The organism is Noviherbaspirillum sp. (genome assembly GCF_035254865.1).
Classification (GTDB): Bacteria; Pseudomonadota; Gammaproteobacteria; order Burkholderiales; family Burkholderiaceae_D; genus Noviherbaspirillum.
In genome coordinates this window covers 1-18312 of the sequence record NZ_DATFAF010000001.1, presented here as the reverse complement: position 1 = coordinate 18312, position 18312 = coordinate 1, and the positions used below count along the sequence as shown (strand labels likewise).

Annotated in this window: 17 protein-coding genes and 1 pseudogene; 10 read left to right on the top strand and 8 right to left on the bottom strand. The window is 58.0% G+C overall.

All coding sequences use genetic code 11. The features are described 5' to 3' along the window. Window positions 1–81 precede the first annotated feature (81 nt). On the bottom strand, window positions 82–2238 hold the full coding sequence (locus VJ651_RS00090) for a carboxy terminal-processing peptidase (protein WP_324105472.1): 2157 nt from the start codon (window positions 2236–2238) through the stop codon (window positions 82–84). Window positions 2239–2424: 186 nt separating this feature from the next. Continuing rightward, complete coding sequence (locus VJ651_RS00085; protein ID WP_324105471.1) at window positions 2425–3459, bottom strand: AraC family transcriptional regulator; 1035 nt, start codon at window positions 3457–3459, stop codon at window positions 2425–2427. A 252-nt stretch (window positions 3460–3711) separates the two neighbouring features. Between VJ651_RS00085 and VJ651_RS00080 the strand changes: the two genes are divergently transcribed. From VJ651_RS00080 to VJ651_RS00060, 5 genes are all read left to right on the top strand, one after another. Then, window positions 3712–4629: a bile acid:sodium symporter family protein gene (locus VJ651_RS00080; RefSeq protein ID WP_324105470.1), complete on the top strand. Its 918-nt coding sequence runs from the start codon at window positions 3712–3714 to the stop codon at window positions 4627–4629. After that, window positions 4626–5600 (top strand): SDR family oxidoreductase, encoded by a 975-nt coding sequence (locus tag VJ651_RS00075; RefSeq protein ID WP_324105469.1) that lies wholly within the window; start codon window positions 4626–4628, stop codon window positions 5598–5600. The genes VJ651_RS00080 and VJ651_RS00075 overlap by 4 nt, the downstream gene beginning before the upstream one ends. Window position 5601: 1 nt before the next feature. Then, on the top strand, window positions 5602–6441 hold the full coding sequence (locus VJ651_RS00070) for an SDR family oxidoreductase (protein WP_324105468.1): 840 nt from the start codon (window positions 5602–5604) through the stop codon (window positions 6439–6441). Window positions 6442–6554: 113 nt separating this feature from the next. Then, window positions 6555–8222 carry a hypothetical protein gene (locus VJ651_RS00065; RefSeq protein WP_324105467.1) on the top strand — a complete coding sequence of 556 codons (1668 nt, stop codon included), beginning with the start codon at window positions 6555–6557 and terminating at the stop codon, window positions 8220–8222. Between the two features lie 28 nt (window positions 8223–8250). Beyond that, window positions 8251–9444 carry an MFS transporter gene (locus VJ651_RS00060; protein ID WP_324105466.1) on the top strand — a complete coding sequence of 398 codons (1194 nt, stop codon included), beginning with the start codon at window positions 8251–8253 and terminating at the stop codon, window positions 9442–9444. A 35-nt stretch (window positions 9445–9479) separates the two neighbouring features. On the opposite strand, the gene VJ651_RS00055 is transcribed toward VJ651_RS00060, so the two are convergent. Continuing rightward, the gene (locus VJ651_RS00055; protein WP_324105465.1) at window positions 9480–9704 is read right to left on the bottom strand and encodes a hypothetical protein; all 225 of its coding nucleotides are present in this window, start codon (window positions 9702–9704) and stop codon (window positions 9480–9482) included. Window positions 9705–10427: 723 nt separating this feature from the next. On the opposite strand from VJ651_RS00055, the gene VJ651_RS00050 reads away from it, so the two are divergent. Next, window positions 10428–10613, top strand: a complete 186-nt coding sequence (locus VJ651_RS00050; protein ID WP_136420365.1) for a hypothetical protein — start codon at window positions 10428–10430, stop codon at window positions 10611–10613. 200 nt (window positions 10614–10813) lie between these two features. On the opposite strand, the gene VJ651_RS00045 is transcribed toward VJ651_RS00050, so the two are convergent. The 4 genes from VJ651_RS00045 to VJ651_RS00030 all read right to left on the bottom strand — a co-directional run bounded on the left by VJ651_RS00045 (window position 10814) and on the right by VJ651_RS00030 (window position 14960). Continuing rightward, a complete protein-coding gene (locus tag VJ651_RS00045) occupies window positions 10814–12121 on the bottom strand; it encodes a solute carrier family 23 protein (protein WP_324105464.1) in 1308 nt (435 codons plus the stop codon). Between the two features lie 450 nt (window positions 12122–12571). Continuing rightward, the gene (locus VJ651_RS00040; RefSeq protein WP_324105463.1) at window positions 12572–13114 is read right to left on the bottom strand and encodes a cytochrome b; all 543 of its coding nucleotides are present in this window, start codon (window positions 13112–13114) and stop codon (window positions 12572–12574) included. A gap of 36 nt (window positions 13115–13150) precedes the next feature. Further along, entirely contained in the window at window positions 13151–13846 is a 696-nt protein-coding gene (locus tag VJ651_RS00035) for a VIT family protein (RefSeq protein WP_324105462.1), read from the bottom strand. Window positions 13847–13964: 118 nt separating this feature from the next. Further along, window positions 13965–14960 carry an oxidoreductase gene (locus VJ651_RS00030; RefSeq protein ID WP_324105461.1) on the bottom strand — a complete coding sequence of 332 codons (996 nt, stop codon included), beginning with the start codon at window positions 14958–14960 and terminating at the stop codon, window positions 13965–13967. 216 nt (window positions 14961–15176) lie between these two features. Between VJ651_RS00030 and tnpA the strand changes: the two genes are divergently transcribed. The 4 genes and pseudogenes from tnpA (at window position 15177) to VJ651_RS00010 (ending at window position 18098) form a co-directional block, all read left to right on the top strand. Continuing rightward, window positions 15177–15578, top strand: coding sequence for an IS66-like element accessory protein TnpA (gene tnpA, locus VJ651_RS00025; protein WP_324105460.1), 402 nt, complete (start codon window positions 15177–15179; stop codon window positions 15576–15578). Continuing rightward, a pseudogene (gene tnpB / locus VJ651_RS00020) lies at window positions 15575–15922 on the top strand (IS66 family insertion sequence element accessory protein TnpB). Before tnpA ends, tnpB begins: the two are co-directional and overlap by 4 nt. Before the next feature lie 30 nt (window positions 15923–15952). Beyond that, window positions 15953–17527 (top strand): IS66 family transposase, encoded by a 1575-nt coding sequence (tnpC, locus tag VJ651_RS00015; RefSeq protein ID WP_324105459.1) that lies wholly within the window; start codon window positions 15953–15955, stop codon window positions 17525–17527. A gap of 1 nt (window position 17528) precedes the next feature. Beyond that, on the top strand, window positions 17529–18098 hold the full coding sequence (locus tag VJ651_RS00010; protein ID WP_324105458.1) for a plasmid pRiA4b ORF-3 family protein: 570 nt from the start codon (window positions 17529–17531) through the stop codon (window positions 18096–18098). Here the strand turns inward: VJ651_RS00010 and VJ651_RS00005 are convergent. Then, window positions 18088–18312 (bottom strand): hypothetical protein (locus tag VJ651_RS00005; RefSeq protein WP_324105457.1); only part of this gene is annotated, 225 nt, incomplete at its 5' end. The genes VJ651_RS00010 and VJ651_RS00005 overlap by 11 nt on opposite strands.

Here is an 18312-nt window from a genome sequence, read left to right as displayed (position 1 = left end):
AATTTGACATAATACAAATTATGCGAAATTAAGTATCTGGTGCCAATGAGATTGCGTGAGTAAACGCACCGCCTCGCCTTGCTATCGAGCCATCGCGCTCGCACCGACTGCACGAGCCTGCCCGCTGCTTTGCAGTTGTGCCGTGTCCGAGACGATGTGCGCCGCCTCGATCAACCAGATGTCCTTCGAGTCCTTCTGCGATTCGCCAGCCACAGATTCGTCGTCGGGATCGTCCAGCGCTCTCGTATCGAGCTGTTTGCTCGGCTTTGCGGTTGCAGCGTCACCTTTGAGGTCCGCCTTTTCGCCGTCGCGCCCGGTTCCACTATTCGCCTCGCGTAGCTTGAGCTGGGCGGCGCGTTTGCTGCGTTCCTCTGCACGCTCGGCCTCATTGAGAGAGACCAAAGCCTTCGCGCGCGCCGCCTTGAGTTCGTTGATGTCTTCCAGGAGGTATTGGAACTCCTTGTCCTTGGCGATGCGTGATGCATGTCGGCTTTTCAGTTGCGAAAGGACGCTCGAGACGTCACCCAAAGGTTTGTAGCCGACAGGCTCGATTTGTGTCCAGGGCAGCGCATTGTGGTAACTGGACTCGCCGATGTGTTCCGTATCGGAGATCGGCGGAAAATCGATGTCCGGCGTTACGCCGCGCAATTGTGTCGTTCCACCATTAATCCTGAAAAACTGTGCGATGGTCATTTTCAGTTCGCCAAATTCCGGCTTCTGGTGCTGGGCCAGTTGATCAAGACTGACGATCGATTGGACTGTGCCTTTGCCGAAGCTTTGTTCGCCGATGATGATGCCTCGACCGTAGTCCTGGATCGCGGCAGCAAATATTTCGGATGCGGACGCAGAGCCTCGGTTGATCAATACGCCAAGCGGACCATCCCAGACAGGCTTTGGCGCGTCGCTATTGTCGACTTTCACCTGGCCTTGCGCATTGCGTTCCTGCAGTACCGGCCCCGCGCCGGTAAATACGCCGGTCAAGGCCACCGCTTCATCGAGTGCGCCGCCGCCATTGTTCCGCAGGTCGATCAACAGGGCATCGACATGTTCTTGTTTGAGCTCTTCCACCAGGCGTTTGACGTCGCGTGTCGTGCTTCTGAAGTCCTTGTCGCCTTTGTGCCTGGCCTCGAAGTCCTGGTAGAAGGCTGGCAGCGATATGACGCCGACCTGGCGGGTGATACCGCCCTCGTCCACTTTAATAATGGATTTCTTGGCGGCCTGTTGTTCCAGGCTGATCTTGTTGCGCACCAGGGTGACCAGTTTGTGTTTGCCGTCGGGACCGGCACTTGCCGGAAGCACATCCAGGCGCACGGTGGAGCCCTTGGGGCCGCGGATCAAGTCCACCACTTCATCGAGACGAGTGCCGACGACGTCGATGATTGCACCACTCTTGTCCTGTCCAACGCCAACAATACGATCGCCGGCCTGCAGCTTGCCCGACAGTGCCGCGGGTCCGCCAGGCACCAATTCACGGATCGTTGTGTATTCGTCCTTTTCCTGAAGCACGGCGCCGATTCCCAACAGCGACAATTTCATGGCGATGTCGAAGTTGGAAGACGCAGCGACGCCGAAGTAATCGGTATGCGGATCGACCGCCGTGGCGAACGCATCCAGGAATACCTGGAATGCATCCTCGCTTTTGTATTTGGAAACGCGCGACGCCAGACTGCCGTAGCGCTTGTCGAGCGTCGCACGGATTGTTGCGTCCTTCTTGCCAGTGAGCTTCAGTTGCAGCCAGTCGTTCTTGACGCGCTTGCGCCACAGTTCGTGCGCTTCCTCATCGCTCTGCGGAAACTGCGCCTTGTCGCGATCGAACTGGTAGCTTTCGTGCTTGGTGAAATCGAAACCTTTTTTCAGCAAGTCACGCGCATCCGCCAGACGTTCAGTGACGCGTCGCTCGTACAGGTTAAAAATGTCAAAAGCTGCGCGTAAGTCGCCTCGTTCGACCTCTTCGCCAAGCTTGGGACGTACATCGGCGAACCGATCAATGTCCGCTTGCAGAAAGAAGTATTTTCCCGGGTCCAGCGCCTTGAAATAATGCTGGAAAATTCGCTCCGACATGGCCGCGTCGAGCTGGGCGGGTTGATAGGGAAAGCGCTTGAGAAGCTGTGCGGTGATCTGCGCCGTCTGAACTTGTGTCTGCGATGGCGCCAGCATCGGCGCGGTGGCCGGCTGCAGGGCGGCGGCGTTGAGCGCCACGCCAAAAAGCAGTGCTGTGAAAAGCAGTTTGAACTTCATGCGACTCCTCGTATCATCATTTACCGAATATTGAATCATGGCACTTTGGCCAGCCGGTCGAACTTTACCACTCATGGATGGCCGAAGATTTGCGGAATTCGACTGCCCTGCCTTTCTTTGCGCCTGCATTACGGCAATGATTCCAGTTGGCAAAAACAGCATTTTCCTCGAGCAATTTCTGCCTGATCAGGGAATGCCCGCCCGAAATTCACCGGGTGTCTTTCCGGTCCACTTCTTGAACGCGTGGCGGAAGTTGGCAGCGTCGCTGAACCCGAGGGATATCGCGATATCCTCCGTGCTCATTCGCGTCTTGCGCAAGTAATCGATCGCAAGCTGCTTGCGCACATCGGTGAGGATGCTCTGATAGGAAGTATCCTGGGCCTGCAATTTTCTGCGCAGCGTGCGAGACGTCATGTGCAATTGCCCGGCGACCGCCTCGACATCCGGAAAATGCCCCGGACGTTCCATCAGTATGTTAAACACCGTGCCGGCCAGGCCGGATGAGGCCTTCAGTTCCGTGAGCAGCTGATCACAGGTTTCGCGTACCAGTGCGGCGGTAATCGGATTGGCGAAGGCCAGCTTCTGCTCCAGCCAATCGTGACTGAAGCGCAGCTCGTTGCGCGGCTGCGCGAATCGGACCGGACATCTTAACAAGATTTCGTACTCTGCTGCATTCGGCGGCGCCGGGTAGACAGTGCGTATCTCGACCGGGTTCACCGGCCGTCCCAAAATATCGCTATGCAAGGACAATAAAGTGCCAAGCTGAAATTCAAGCACGAAGCGAAACAGTGCACTGTCCGTGCCGAGCGAAAGCGCATCCGACAATTCCCAGACGGCAGCGCCGGCGTCTTCCGCAAAGCGCAAGCCGACGAGCGAGGCGGCGAGAGGCCGGTACTTGAGCGCAAAGTCGATGGCGTCCCGCGGCGTGGGGCTGCTCAGCAGAGCGTAGCCGTACAGGCCGAAATGGGTAACGTGAATCCTCTTCCCCGCCTTGATCGCGATGCCCGGATCCTTTGAGAGACGGAGCGCATTGCGACAAACAGCCAGAAGCTGGCGCGCAGAAATGCGCGTTTCGGGCGCACGCACCTGCAGCGGGTCTATGCCGCTGCCCGCAAGGATGTCTTCGGGCTTGACGCCCTCCTCGCCCAGAATGTCGACCAGAACGGCCATCTTGTGCGGCGGTTCAATCCGGTCGTCTCGGCCGGGGAACGACTGCTCCATTTCGATTTGTCTCTCTTCCCTCTTCTATTTGCGTCCGGTAATACGGTTGCGCGGTTTTAGGCCGAGTCTAGCATGCGTGTCCGTTTTGCACACCCCTCGGTTTTCTCATGCGGCCGCTCATGACGAATGTCCGCCGCGCACAGGTTTTGGCCACCAACAACCTGTCAGCCTCGACAGATTTGCAGCAAAATCGCTTCACAAATCGATAAAAACGAGGAGACATACCATGCGCGCTGATAAGGACGCTCAGCGATGATGCACATTGATCAAGTGCATCTCAATTTCAATCCACAGTCATTGCTGGCACTGAATCTCGTTCTGGCGCTCGTCATGTTTGGCGTGGCGCTGGACCTGAAGCTGTCGGATTTCAAGCAAGCCTTCCGCACGCCGAAGGCGCTCGCAATCGGATTGTTTGGGCATCACATTCTGTTCCCTGCCGCCACCTATCTGCTGATACTGGCGCTCGATCCGCTGCCCTCCATTGCGCTCGGCATGCTGCTTGTTTCATCCTGCCCGGCTGGTCATATTTCGAATTTCTTTACGTATCGAGCCGGAGGCAATGCCGCTTTGTCGGTATCGATCAGCACCCTATCGACAGTGGGCGCCGTGTTCATGATGCCGATCAATGTCGCGTTCTGGGCTAACCAGCATGCAGGCATGCGAGCCATCTTGCGCGATTTTTCCCTCGACCCCTGGTCGATGCTGCTTGAGGTTGGCCTGTTGCTGGGTGTCCCGCTCGTGCTGGGACTGATCATTTCGCATCGCTTTCCAACAATTGCGGCACGACTGCTCAAACCCATGCGCGTCTTTTCCCTCGGCGTGTTCGCGGTGTTCGTGTCGGGAGCGCTGCTGGCCAACTGGAAGTTTTTCCTCACCTACGGTCCCATGGTGGTGGGACTCGTGTTCATTCACAACGCCTGCGCGCTGAGCAGCGGCTATGGGTTCGGAAAGCTATTCGGCCTGGCCGAGCGCGATTGCCGCGCGGTCGCCTTCGAAACCGGCATACAGAATTCCGGCCTCGGCCTGGTCCTCATCTTCAACTTTTTCGGTGGCCTCGGCGGCATGGCCATCGTCACCGCCTGGTGGGGCATCTGGCATATTTTTGCCGGCATGGCCTTGTCGACATACTGGATGAAAAAACCGGTACAAGCCGCAAAGGTGCGCGCATGACGGCCAATTCGATCCTGGTGACCGGCGCCGGCGGATACATCGGCCGACAACTGATCGACGCGCTTTCCGCAAGATGGATTGTCGGGAAGTCTCTCACCATCGTCGCAACCGACATTCGAGACACACCAAGGACGGAACAACGGCCGGGCGTGGTTTATCTGAAGGCTGATGTCCGTGACCCGGAGTTGGCGACCATCGTCCGCGAACGTCAGGTAGACACGGTGGTCCATCTTGCTTCCATCGTCACGCCCGGGAAAAAAAGCGATCGCGCTTTTGAATACAGTGTGGACGTCGAGGGAACGGCAAACGTGCTGAGCGCCTGCATTGCCGCCCGTGTTGGCCACATCGTCATCTCTTCAAGCGGCGCCGCCTACGGTTACCACGCCGACAATCCTGCCTGGCTGTCCGAAGACGATCCCATCCGGGGAAACCGGGAATTTGCCTATTCCTGGCACAAACGCCTGGTCGAAGAAATGCTCAGTGAGTATCGCCAGCATCACCCCGAATTGAAGCAAACCATCTTCCGCATCGGCACCATTCTTGGCGATACCGTCCGGAACCAGATCACCGACTTGTTTGAAAAACCGCGCTTGATCGGCGTGCGCGGATCGGACAGCCCCTTCGTATTCATTTGGGATCAGGATGTGGTCGGCGCGATTCTGCACGCGATCGACAGCGGCAAAGGCGGCATCTTCAACCTGGCCGGCGACGGCGCCCTGTCCATCCATGCGCTTGCCGCCCGCCTTGGGAAACCCCTCATGTCATTGCCGGCATGGGCGATTGCATCGGCACTACGCGTTCTGAAGACTTTCCGGCTGACCCAGTATGGTCCCGAACAGGTCAATTTCCTGCGCTATCGCCCCGTGCTTGACAATCGCCGCCTCAAAGAGGAATTCGGCTATTCGCCAGAAAAAACCTCGGCAGCCGTATTTGACTACTGGCTGCAGTCGCGCAAGATGCACAAGGAGTGACATGGAAACAACCGACTACTCCGGGAAGAATGTCGCCGTCACCGGCGCGGCCGGCGGGCTGGGGCATGCGCTGTGCGAGAGATTTGCCGCGGCTGGCGCCAATGTGGCACTCCTCGATGTGGATGGGGAGGCAGCGAGCGCCGCGGCCAACCGCTTGCGCGCATCCGGATTGATGAAGGTGATCGACATACAATGCGACGTCACCGATCCGGCTGCCTGCAATCACGCGATGCAGGCGGTCATCGACGCGTTCGGCGGTATCGACGTTTTGATCAACAACGCCGGCATTGCGCACCGCAGCCTGCTGCGCGACACCAGCATCTCCGTGCTTCGGCGAGTAATGGAGGTGAATTTCTTCGGTGCCGTGCATTGCACGCAAGCGGCACTCTCGTCGATTTGCGCGCGGCGCGGACAGATCGTGGTGATTTCAAGCATTGCCGGATTTTCGCCGTTGTTCGGGCGCACCGGCTATAGCGCGAGCAAGCACGCGCTGCACGGTTTCTTCGACAGCTTGCGGAGTGAAGTGGAAGACGACGGAGTCGATATCTCCATCATCTGCCCTAGCTTTATCGCAACCGGCATCGAACGCGCCGCACTCGGCGGCGATGGCGGCCCCGCCACCCTGCCCCGCAATGCCGTCGGCGGCGAGACGAGCGCTGCCGATATGGCCGATCGGATATACCACGCCGCGCGCCGACGCCGGCGATTGCACCTGCCCGGCTTGCTCGCCAATGCAGCCTGGTGGATCAGCCGCCTTGCGCCGGCCACTTTCGCGCGCCAGATGAAACGTCGCGTCGCCTCGAACCGTTTACCCCAACAATCCATCAATCACATCCTATGAGCTCCAGATCGTATCGCTTGTTTGCGCTGGCTGTTTGCAGCTCCATGGCGACAGCGTCGCAGGCAGTCGTCATCTCCGTCACAGATTCCTCCGGTGCACCCCTTGATTCTGCCATGGTGACGCAAACTGTGGCCAATCCCGCCCCAAGAGATGTTTCCGACAACGGCTATCAGCAGCCGGGCAAGCCCAGAATGACGGAAATAGAAACGACGGCCTTCACAAGTCAGACCGGCACGGTCCGGATGCCGGACGTGACGGTGGAGATGAATTACCGGGTACGGAAACCCGGTTACAAAGACGTGACCATCCGCATTCCTCCGGATCAAAAGAGCGTTCCGATCACAGTCGATAAGGAAACCGATCCCGGCAAAATTGCAGAATCCAGGCCGGCCAACGCGTGGCTGGGCGCACTCGATATCGGGGATGCCAACACGAAGAAGCACTTCCAGATGCAATGCGGCTTTTGCCATCAGCAGGGGAATGCGTTTACACGGGCCGAGCGCTCGCCGGAGGATTGGCATGAGGTCATTAGCCGCATGATCCGATATGGATCGAGGCTGCCGACAGATCTGCAGAAATCCTTGCCGGACAAACTTTCGGCCGGTTACCGCAAGCTGCGCGAGAATCCCGGCCTGGTGAAGGGTGGAGTTGCATGGGATTCGGAACTGGACAAGACGGTTATCACGGAATGGCCACTTGGCAATGCGATGTCCCAGACCCATGACATGCTGATTGCCGCGAACAAGATGATCTACGTTGCGGACAATATTCAGGACCGGCTTTATAAAGTCGATCCGATGACGAATGCGGTAACGGTCTACAAGATTCCGCACAAGCCGGGCGACAAGCCCGGTGGTCTCATCGCCGGTCGCCTGAAAGGTTTTCCGAGCCATGACAGCACGTCCAATGCGCACTCACTTGCCGAGTCGAAGCGCGACGGGCATATCTTCATTACGCCTTCAGCGCAGCGCCGGCTGGTCGAGTTCGACCCGGCAAGCGAGACATTCCTCTTGCATGAAATCGGCGCCGGATTCTATCCGCACACGATTCGTATCGACGCAAAGGACAATGTCTGGTTCACACTCGCCTTGTCCAATCAGATTGCGAAATTCGATCGCTTCACGCAGAAATTCACCTTGTTCGATTTGCCGGCCAGAGGTCTGAAAGAACGGCTGACCGTATCGTCGATCGACAAGCTTTTTCAACTCATGAACTGGGGACTGCCGGTGTCGAACTGGATGCCCGTGGACTGGGCTGCGACAGGCACGCCGCTTCCCTATGGGATTGACGTCGCACCGGACGGCACGGTGTGGTTTGCACGCTTGCACACGCAGGAGATCGGGAAGATCGATCCTGCAACGGGACGAATCACGATGATTCCGACGCCATTCATCGGCCCGCGCCGCTTGCGCATCGACGCAGAAGGCAATGTGTGGATCGTTGCCTTCGCCGAATCGAAAATCGCCCGCTATTCGCCGGCTGACGGCAAGTTCTCGCTGTTTGATCTCCCCGTCGAGCCGAAGGGAAGCGAGACACCCTATTCACTGAATGTCGACAAGAAGCGCGGCATCGTCTGGGTCAATGGAAACCAGTCCGACGCACTATTCGCCTTCCACATCAAGTCGCAGACCTGGCGTACGGTGCCGCTGCCGCGGCGAACAACATTTACGCGGGACATCGAGATTGCCGAGGATGGAACCGTCTACACCTCCAATTCCAATTTCCCGAGCTGGCATATCGAAGGCGGCCAGCCGACTCTCTTGCGCATTGAACAGAAATGATCTCCTCGACCAATAAAGGGAACATCTGATGATACGCCGTCACTGGGACTTTTTCCTGTCCTGCCTGCTGGCGTTCACCGCCGGCCACATCATCAATTATTCGGTCATCATTTACTCGCAGGAGGTTTTGCGTTCCGATCTGCTTGCCGGCGTAGGTTTTGGTCTTTGCTTCGGGCCGCCACTGCTGCTTGGCTGGTATGCCGGGGTGCTGTGCGACCGTCACGCCCCCGATCGCATCATCCATATCGCACAAGGGCTGTTCGTCCTTGCCGCGCTGACGATGGCAGTCGCCGATCACTTCATGAACCAGGTATCGGCGCGCACACCGTTCATCCTTGTGGCTGCCCTGTTGGCCGGAATCGGCTGGTCCTTTGTCGCACCTGCGCGCATGACCGCGCTGGGCCAGATCGTCGGAACCGAAGCCTTGCGCCGCGCGTCTCTGATTTTCAATTTGCTGGTCATGCTTGGTTTCGGCCTGGGGCCGATCGCAATTTCAGTCTGCCGTCCGCGCGCCGGCTGGCAAGGGGTGTTTCTCTTCGCAGCCGCGCTTTTCGTCATTGGGTCCGCCCTGCTGCTCAAGGTCAGGACGCAAGCAATGCACAAGTCGCATCTTCCGGTTCGCAAGGAGATCATGATCGGATTGCGCGCCGCGCGGTCCAATTCTCTCCTGGCGCAGCTTCTTGTCACTGCGATGTTCGGCTACATGCTGATGGGTCCGATGCAGGTAATTCTGCCGAGACTGGCGCGAACCTCGCTCGGATTGACCGAGCTGGGACGCGGCGCATTCCTTGGCACGCTGGCTCCGGCTCTGATTGCCGGCGGATTGCTTTGCTTGGTCGTCGCAAGGCGCCTCTCGCATGGAAAGATCATATTCGCCGCGTCCGGCCTGTCCGGTGTCTTGTTCGCGGCAATGGGGCTCGCGCCTTCACCGGTCATTGCATTCGGGCTTCTCGCTTGCGTCGGCATGCTCGGCGGTATCGCGATCAGCCTCATCGTGACCGGGATCCAGGAAAACGTCGAACAAAGCGTACGCGGCCGCGTGTTAAGCATGTACACGATCATTTCACAGGTGATCCCTGCTGCTTCAGGCCTGATTGCCGGCGCGTTGACGCATGCATTTGATGCGCAGCGCGCTGTGCTGATTTGCGGCTGCGTGCTCGCTACCGCGGCCGTGGTCAATGCCTTTCGCATGCATACCCTTCGCGACTATCGCGGGTATTGACAGTTCGACGACGAAGTGCAAACGGCAACAGGAATCTATGAATCACCCTGCGCAGCCTCTCCCATGAACTGCAAATAACCTTGCTCTATGCATTCGATTTCCTGTTCCGCCGGAAGTTGTTTCTTTTCGCAACTCGAGACAATGGATTCCAGGCCCTGCTGAACGTCACCCTCACGTATTGCCGGCAGGTTCTCTGCGGCATACCCGATGCCGGACCAAACTGCCCCCGTCAGCAACAAACTGGTGATCGTTGTTTTCATGACTGCTGTACCTACCATGCTGTGAAATCCGAAAATTGTTCATACGAAGGCGAATCGCAGCAAAATAGTATCGAGGGATTCATCAGGTCTGCAAGCTCGGATTGGTCGCGCAGTTGATCTGGCTGAATATTATTCATTTCCGATAGGCGACAAAGCCCTCAATTTATCGCGCCATGTTCCGGGAAGTCGCTGAACGAATCGGCGTTGTTGTCGTCATAACCACTGCTGAACATTGCTTCCAGTGTGCATCACCGCCCCCATTCGACACGCCAAAATGACAACTGGCCCAACGGGGCCAGTCTCTGGAAACGCTGGCATTGCGCCAACAATTTCGCTTCTTAAACAGGTTCTGCAAGTAAGAAATGGCATCTTACTAAGTCACACTATGCGTGCGGACGGTTCCTGCAAATGGATGGCAATAAGCTAGTGAATCGTATATACCCTCCTGAAATGAGTTGCCGACGAGTTCAGTGTAGAACATAGGTAAGAACGGTCAAGGAGATTCACGATGCGAACGGCCGCGGCATGCAGGAAATTGCGCATCCTGCCATACTTCAATGCAAGTGTTCTGACGTTGTCGCGGCTTTGAGACTTACCGAGCCGATGATGCATGCACAGGTAATTTGCGGATGTGCAAACGCACATGAGAATTTCTTGTCTGCAGTCAGTGCGTTCTGCTAGCCTAGCAATTGCAAGTTTTTGCGTAACCACGGAGGAAAGACCTTGCGCGGATTTAACTCGAAATACAGAGACTACGAAAACGGAGCATCACTTAAAGCGTTGATGACGGCGCGGCCGATGACAACCGAGCAGTATTCGGCAGTAATTCAAAAGCGGATTGAGCAGAGACGAAAGTTGGAAACAGCAAAAGAATTGAGGGCGGAGGCAGAAGAAAATCCGTGGTGGTGACAGTTTTGTTGTGACCCCACGTGTGTGTTCGATGCGAATACACCAGTTGACACATGTTCAAAAAAACGGCCCGCCGAAGCGGGCCTTTTATTTATGGCTATGTGTTTAGAGGCGGCTCCTGAACGCCCTCACTTTGTCTCTCGATTCTTCCATACGGTTGAGCAGCCGGACACATTTTCGTGCTCCGCAATTCTTCACAATCAGTTCTTGCGGCTTTCGCGTAACGACAGCGCTGCATAAAGAATGATGGCGCCGAACGTCGCCGTTCCGATTCCTCCAAGCGCGAACTGCCCAAGTTTCAAGGTGAAATCGCCGGCGCCGAGTATCAGCGTGACCGCGGCGACAATCAGGTTGCGGTTGTCCGAAAAGTCGACCTTGTTTTCAACCCATATGCGCGCGCCCGCGACTGTGATAAGCCCGAAGACCACGATAGAGACGCCGCCGAGCACCGCGCCCGGAATGGTCTGGATGACCGCGCCGAACTTCGGCGAAAACCCGAGCACGAGCGCAATTAACGCAGCGACGACGAAAATCAGCGTGGAATAGATCTTGGTCGCGGCCATGACGCCGATGTTTTCCGCGTAGGTGGTGACCCCGGTGCCGCCGACGCTGCCCGACAGAATTGTGGCCACGCCATCGCCGACAAACGCCCGCCCCATGTAGCGATCGAGGTTTTGACCAGTCATGGCGCTGACGGCCTTGATATGCCCCAGGTTCTCGGCGACCAGAATGATCGCCACCGGCGCCAGCAAAGCCATGGCATCCGCTTTGAATACCGGCGTGACGAAATGCGGCACGCCAAACCATGCTGCGTTGGCGATGACGCCGAAATCGATTGGTTTGCCAAGTCCGCCAACGTTGGCCAGAAAATAGTAGATCGCATAGGACAGCAGCAAACCGATCAGGATGAGGAGGCGCTGCGCCATGCCACGGGTGAAAACTGCGACGGCGCCGACGCAGGAGATCGTAACGAGCGCCATCCAGGCATCGAAATTATTCCCCGACACCCCTTTCACGGCGATCGGCGCCAGGTTCAGTCCAATGACCGCCACCACGGCGCCGGTCACCACAGGCGGCATCAGTTTTTCAATCCAGGCAGTACCGATCACCATCACCAGCAGCCCGATCAGCGCATAGACCACGCCGCAGGCGATGATGCCGCCGAGAGCGGTCCCCATGTTTGCGTTCGGCCCCTGCCCGCTATAGCCCGACACAAGGATGACCAAACCAATGAATGCGAAACTGGAACCCAGATAACTCGGCACACGACCGCCGACGAACACGAAAAAAAGCAGCGTGCCAACGCCCGACATGAAAATCGCCAGGTTCGGATCAAAACCCATCAGCAGCGGCGCCAGCACTGTTGCGCCGAACATGGCGACAATATGCTGGAACCCCATTGCGATGGTTTGCGGCCACGGCAGCCGCTCGTCTGTACCGATAACCTGGCGTTGGCCATCGTCCGTGCTCTCGCGCAGGCGCCAGCGGGGGAAATATGTGTTTGCCATGGGCTTCTCCAGTTGATCTGGCGGACGCGAAAACGATGCTCTCGCATTGCCAGAAATCATTGAAATATTTTTACCCCCGAGAGTGTATTGAGGGATGGATCAATTAACAACCGAAAACACGTCGATGAGCCCAAATTTCGGCAGTGAATATTCAGTGCTGCAGTGAATGGAGCCGCGAATGTCGCGCGCACAGGTTGGAGATATCGGTCAATCGCAGCAAGTCGGTTTCTCGCTCATGGCGAAAAAAAACCCGCAGGCGTTTCCGCTTGCGGGTTAATCCAATTCAAGGAGAGTTGGAGGAGACAGGAAGAATGTTATCGCAGCGCATCAAATATGTCCGCATTATTGTAGAAATATGAGATATTTACAAAACATATAGCAGCTTAATCACAGGGCCGTGGTGCGAATTCGAAAACCGCCTGTGTTGCTGCGATCAAAGACCAAGCACCCTCAAAACCACATTCGCTGGAATACCCGGTCACGGTTGACGAACAAATGCTTCAGCGCCGCAGCGGCATGAAAAACAACCAGAACAACCAATATCCATACGAGAGCTTCGTGGATCGAGAATAATAATTCGGCCGTGTCATGGTTAGGCGCCCTCCATCTCGGCAGTACGATCCCAAAGAACACCACTCCACTCTTGCTATACGATGCGCCGAGAAGACCCGAAACCGGTACCAGAATCATGCAGGCGTATAACAGCCACTGAGTGATCGAGGCAGTGGTCACTTCCCACCTCGGCAAGCTCACCGGCAATTCCGCGGGTTTGTGATTCGCGCGCCAGGCGACACGAACAATGATCAGTGCGAAAACCAGGATACCGAGCGTTTTATGCAAACTGAGATACCAGGGGCCGGCCGGCTCATCCTCGATACTCATCATGTACCAGCCGAGGGCTGCCATGCTGGCAATCAGGACTGCCAGCAGCCAGTGCAACACGACCGCGGCCCGGCTATAACGCCACTCATTTCCTGAATCGAAGCTGCTCATACGGTCAATACTCTCCCTCAACGGTGTTCGGTCAAGCTACACTACCGTTCCAAACAATGCGCCTATCGCAGCTGTAGCTGCCATAGCCACGACACTCCAGAACGTCACCCGCAAGATTCCTCTGAGGACACTGGCGCCGCCTGTCCTCGCCGCCAGTCCGCCAAGAAATGCGAGAAAGATCAGGGATGCGATCGCAACAGAGAGAATCAAGTGCTCCAAGGGTGCGAACGCTGCCACCAATAGCGGAAGCACGGCTCCGGCCGCAAAGCTCATGGCAGAAGCAATTGCGGCCTGCAGAGGTTTCGCACTGAATGCTTCGGTAATGCCGAGTTCGTCGCGGGCATGTGCACTTAGCGCGTCATGAGTCATCAATTGACTCGCCACCTGCTTTGCAAGTGCTGCGTCCAAACCGCGCGCAATATAGATGTTCGTCAGCTCCTGGTGTTCCCCTTTGGGGTTTTCGCCGAGCTCGTCGCGTTCCTTTGCAAGCGCAGCCTGCTCCGTATCGGCCTGCGACTGTACGGAAATGTATTCTCCTGTGGCCATGGACATGGCACCTGCGACGAGGCTGGCAATACCAGCGACAAGAATCCCTTGGTGCGTGGCATGCGATGCGGCCACCCCGAGAATCAGGCTGGAGGTTGACACGATGCCGTCATTGGCGCCAAGGACGGCTGCACGCAACCAGCCGACGGTTCCGAGCTTATGTTGCTCGCGATGACGAGTGCTCACGATAGTGGCCCATTCTTGAGTCTATTACTTGGATGTTTTTGACAACAAGGTCATGCTCGCATGACACCGATGCGTACATATTTATCGACATCAACCCTCGAGTGGGCTGTTGTATCGCTCAAGCCGCGATTTTGACAACCGTCCGTCCCTTTACTCGCCCCTCGATAAAGTCATCGAAGCATCCAGGCAGGTCGTTAAAGCTGATCACACGGGTGACCTCTGCCAGGTGACGCGGTTTAAGATCGGACGCAAGCCGGTCCCAGACGCGTTGCCGGGTGGGAAATCCCATGTAACCGGAATCAATGCCCAGCAAGCTGACACCGCGCAAGATGAACGGAAACACCGTGGTCTCCAGCTTGTGGCTCGCAGCATTGCCGATACTCGCAACTGTTCCGGCCTGTTTCATGTGTGCCAGGACCCATTGAAGAATAGGGCCGCCGACGTTGTCCACCGCGCCTGCCCACAGCCCTGCTTCAAGCGGCCGGACCTTGCCGAAGTCGATGGTCGAGGTAATTGTCACCTCGGCCGCGCCTAGCATGCGCAGATACTCTGCCTCTGACTCTTTGCCTGTGAGTGCGACGACGTGATAGCCTAGCTGAGCAAGCATATCGATGGCCAAGCCGCCGACACCACCAGTCGCGCCGGTGACAACGACCGGCCCGTTCTCCGGCGCGAGGCCGTTATCCTCCATGCGGACGACACCGAGCGCAGCAGTGAATCCGGCAGTTCCCAGTGCCATTGCCTCGAACAGATCGAGACCACTCGGCAGCGGAACAACCCAGCGCGCCGGGACGCGTGCAAATTCAGCGTAACCGCCATGGTGTGCAACCCCGATGTCGAAACTCGTCGCTATGACTTTGTCGCCACATTGGAAGCGTGGATCGGAGCTGCTCGTCACCTCACCCGCCATGTCGATGCCACCGACGCAAGGGAAGCGCCGAATGATTTTCCCCTTCCCTGTCGCTGCAAGTGCATCCTTATAGTTCACGCTGGAATAATGGATGCGGATCGTCACTTCACCGTCATCAAGTTGCTCGGGCGTGAGCCTGGTCATGTGACTGAAAATCTTTCCGCTTTCGTCCTGCTCGATTTGATAGGCATTGAAAGGGCTCATTGCTGAATTCTCCGAATCGTAAAGGCAGACAGCGGATCGCCAGCGGCACAAGGAGCGCCCTCCTTCACGGGCAAGCCGGTCGACTGCGATGATCTTGCATCAATATGGGCTCGGGAAGTTTACCGCACATCGGGCCAAGGCATTGGTAAGCGTCATCCGTGAACCGTCTGGACGACGGAGCGGAGAGAGGCCAAAGTAGTTCCCACCAAATAAGTGGTGGGAACCAAATTGTCCAATGAAGCCAATCGGTCGACGCGCAAGGGGCGGCCGAATCATCCAATCGAATTCAAGCGCCGCCTGGCGCAGCAGGCCTGCGAAGCCGGCGTGTCAGTATCGCGCCTGGCACAAGAACATGGCGTCAATGCCAATCTGCTGTTCAAGTGGCGTCGTCATTACCGTGCCGGCTTGTTTGACGAAGCCGCGGCGCCGACAGCTCTATTGCCGGTCTCGATCATGCAGGAGCCAGCAGGACGGCCCCCGGCAGAACCGCTGCCACCCGATTGTAGTGCTGCGCCGGGTGCCGGCATCGAGATTGCCTTCAGCGATTGCACGGTGCGCATCGGCAGTTCAGCAGACATGAAGATGCTGCGAGCTGTCCTGGCACTGCTGCGCCAATGATCGGTTTGCCGGCGGGCACGCGCATCTGGATGGCTGCGGGCGTAACCGACATGCGCAGCGGCTTCAACGGCCTGGCCGCCAAGGTGCAGACCGCTCTGGCCGAAGATCCGTTCTCCGGCCATGTATTCGTCTTCCGTGGCCGGCGTGGCGACCTGATCAAGATCCTGTGGTGAACCGGCGATGGATTGTGCCTGCTGGCCAAGCGGCTGGAGCGCGGTCGTTTCATCTGGCCGCAGGCCACCGAAGGCAGCGTGTCGCTGACGCCTGCGCAGCTGTCAATGCTGCTGGAAGGAATCGACTGGCGCCGCCCGGAACGCACGCAAAGCCCGCTCTGCGCCTTGTAAACATCGCCATAGCTGCGTAAACTCTGCGGCATGCTTACGCACGCCGATCTTCCCGACGATATTGCCGCGCTCAAGGCCATGGTGCTGGAGCGGGAGTCGGCGCTGGCGGTGAAGGAAACCGTCGTCGTTGAACTGCGCGAGCAGGTGTCGACGCATGCGCAGGAGATCGCGCACCTGAAGCTGCTCATTGCCAAGCTCAAGCGAATGCAGTTCGGCCGCAAATCCGAGAAGCTCGACCACGAGATCCTGCAGCTGGAATTGCGCCTGGAGGAATTGCAGGCAGACGAAGGGGCGCTGCACAGCGAGCAGCCATCCCGGCAGACCAGTCGCTCAGCTGCCAGGCGCACGCCACTGCCGCCGCATCTGCCGCGCGACGTGCAATTCCATTTGCCGCCCGACACGACGGCGTGCTCCCAGTGCGGCGCCACCATGAAACGGCTTGGCGAAGACGTGTCCGAACAACTCGAATACGTCCCCGCGCGTTTCAAGGTCATCCGTCATGTCCGGCCGAAGTATGCGTGCTCGTGCTGTGACCATATTGCGCAGGCGCCCGCACCAACGCGGCCGATCGCACGCGGACTGGCCGGCCCCGGCCTGCTGGCCCATATTCTCGTAGCCAAATACTGCGATCACTTGCCGCTGTACCGGCAATCGGTCATGTATGCCCGCGACGGCGTGACGCTGGAACGGGCCACCATGGCCGAGTGGGTTGGCGGCGCCAGCGGCCTGCTCTCACCGCTGGTCGACGCCATCCGGCGGCATGTCATGGCAGCATCGAAGCTGCATGCCGACGACACGCCGGTTCCGGTGCTGGCACCAGGCCGCGGCAAGACCAAGACGGGACGCCTCTGGGTGTACGTGCGAGATGACCGCCCGGCTGCAGGCACGGCGGCGCCCGCTGTCTGGTTCGCCTACACCGAGAACCGCAAGGGCGAACATCCGCAGCGGCATCTGGCGCGTTACCGCGGTATTCTGCAAGCCGATGCCTATGGCGGTTACCAGGCGATCTACGGCACCGGGCAGGTCGTCGAAGCGGCATGCTGGGCGCACGCGCGGCGCAAGTTCTACGAGCTGCACCAGGCGCGGCCCTCAACGGTCACGGCCGAGGCGTTGCGCCGCATTGGGGCGTTGTATGCAATTGAGGCGAAGATCCGCGGCAAGCCGCCGGATGATCGCCGCCGCATACGGCAAGCCGAATCACGACCGCAGCTCGATGCATTGCAGGCATGGCTGCGCACAACAATGGAAGCGCTGTCGCGCAAATCGGATACGACGGCGGCGATCCTGTATGCGCTCAACCGCTGGCAGGCGCTGGACCGCTATTGCGACGATGGCACCATTGAAATCGATAATTCGGCAGCGGAGCGCGCATTGCGCGGTGTGGCGCTGGGCCGCAAGAACTACCTGTTCGTCGGCGCCGATTCCGGCGGCGAGCGCGCCGCTACGCTCTACAGCCTGATCGAGACCGCCAAACTTAATGGACTGGACCCGGAGGGGTATTTGCGGCAGGTACTCGCCTGCATCGCTGACCATCCGATCAACCGGATCGACGAACTGCTACCCTGGAACATGACCCTACCAACCATGCTGCAGGAGGCAGCTTGATATGGCGACACGCAAAAAAGCTGCAAGTCCCTTGCTCCAGTTGAAGATCGAACTGGCCGGCATCAAGCCGCTGATCTGGCGCCGGGTAGTGGTGCCGGAGACGATCACGCTGGCCAGGCTGCACCAGGTGATCCAGGCGGTGATGGGATGGGAGGATTATCACCTACATGAGTTCGAGATCGCGGGAGAGCATTACGGCATTCCCGATCCGGACGATCCCTTCGGCCCGCCGGTCGTCTCCGAAGCACGCGCAAAGCTAGGAAAGAGTCTGGGCGGAATGGCGTCGTTACGTTATGTGTACGACTTTGGTGACGACTGGGTGCACAAGATCAAGGTAGAGAAGGTGGGGCCGCCGGATACCTGTGCGACGCCGATTTACCTTGGCGGCGCCAACGCTTGCCCGCCGGAAGATGTAGGCGGCCCATACGGTTATGCCGATTTCCTCGAAGCCATTAGCGATCCCGTCCATCCGGAACACCAGCAGATGCGCGACTGGGTCGGCCAGGAGTTCGATCCGAAAGCAATTGATCACGACATGATCGAACTCCGCCTCCGGAACATCAAACTCTAAACGTCAATACGGCTCCCGGCAGACGCTTACAGGCATTGCGTCCGTCACCAGATTCATCAAAGTAATGCGGCCTGGCTGGCGTGAAGGTATGCGGTGCGGCTTGGGGGAGGGATCGGAAAGCAAAAAGCCCCAGCTTTTGGGCTGGGGCTTTCTGGGTATAACAAGCCTGACGATTACCTACTTTCACACTGGTTGCAGCACTATCATCGGCGCG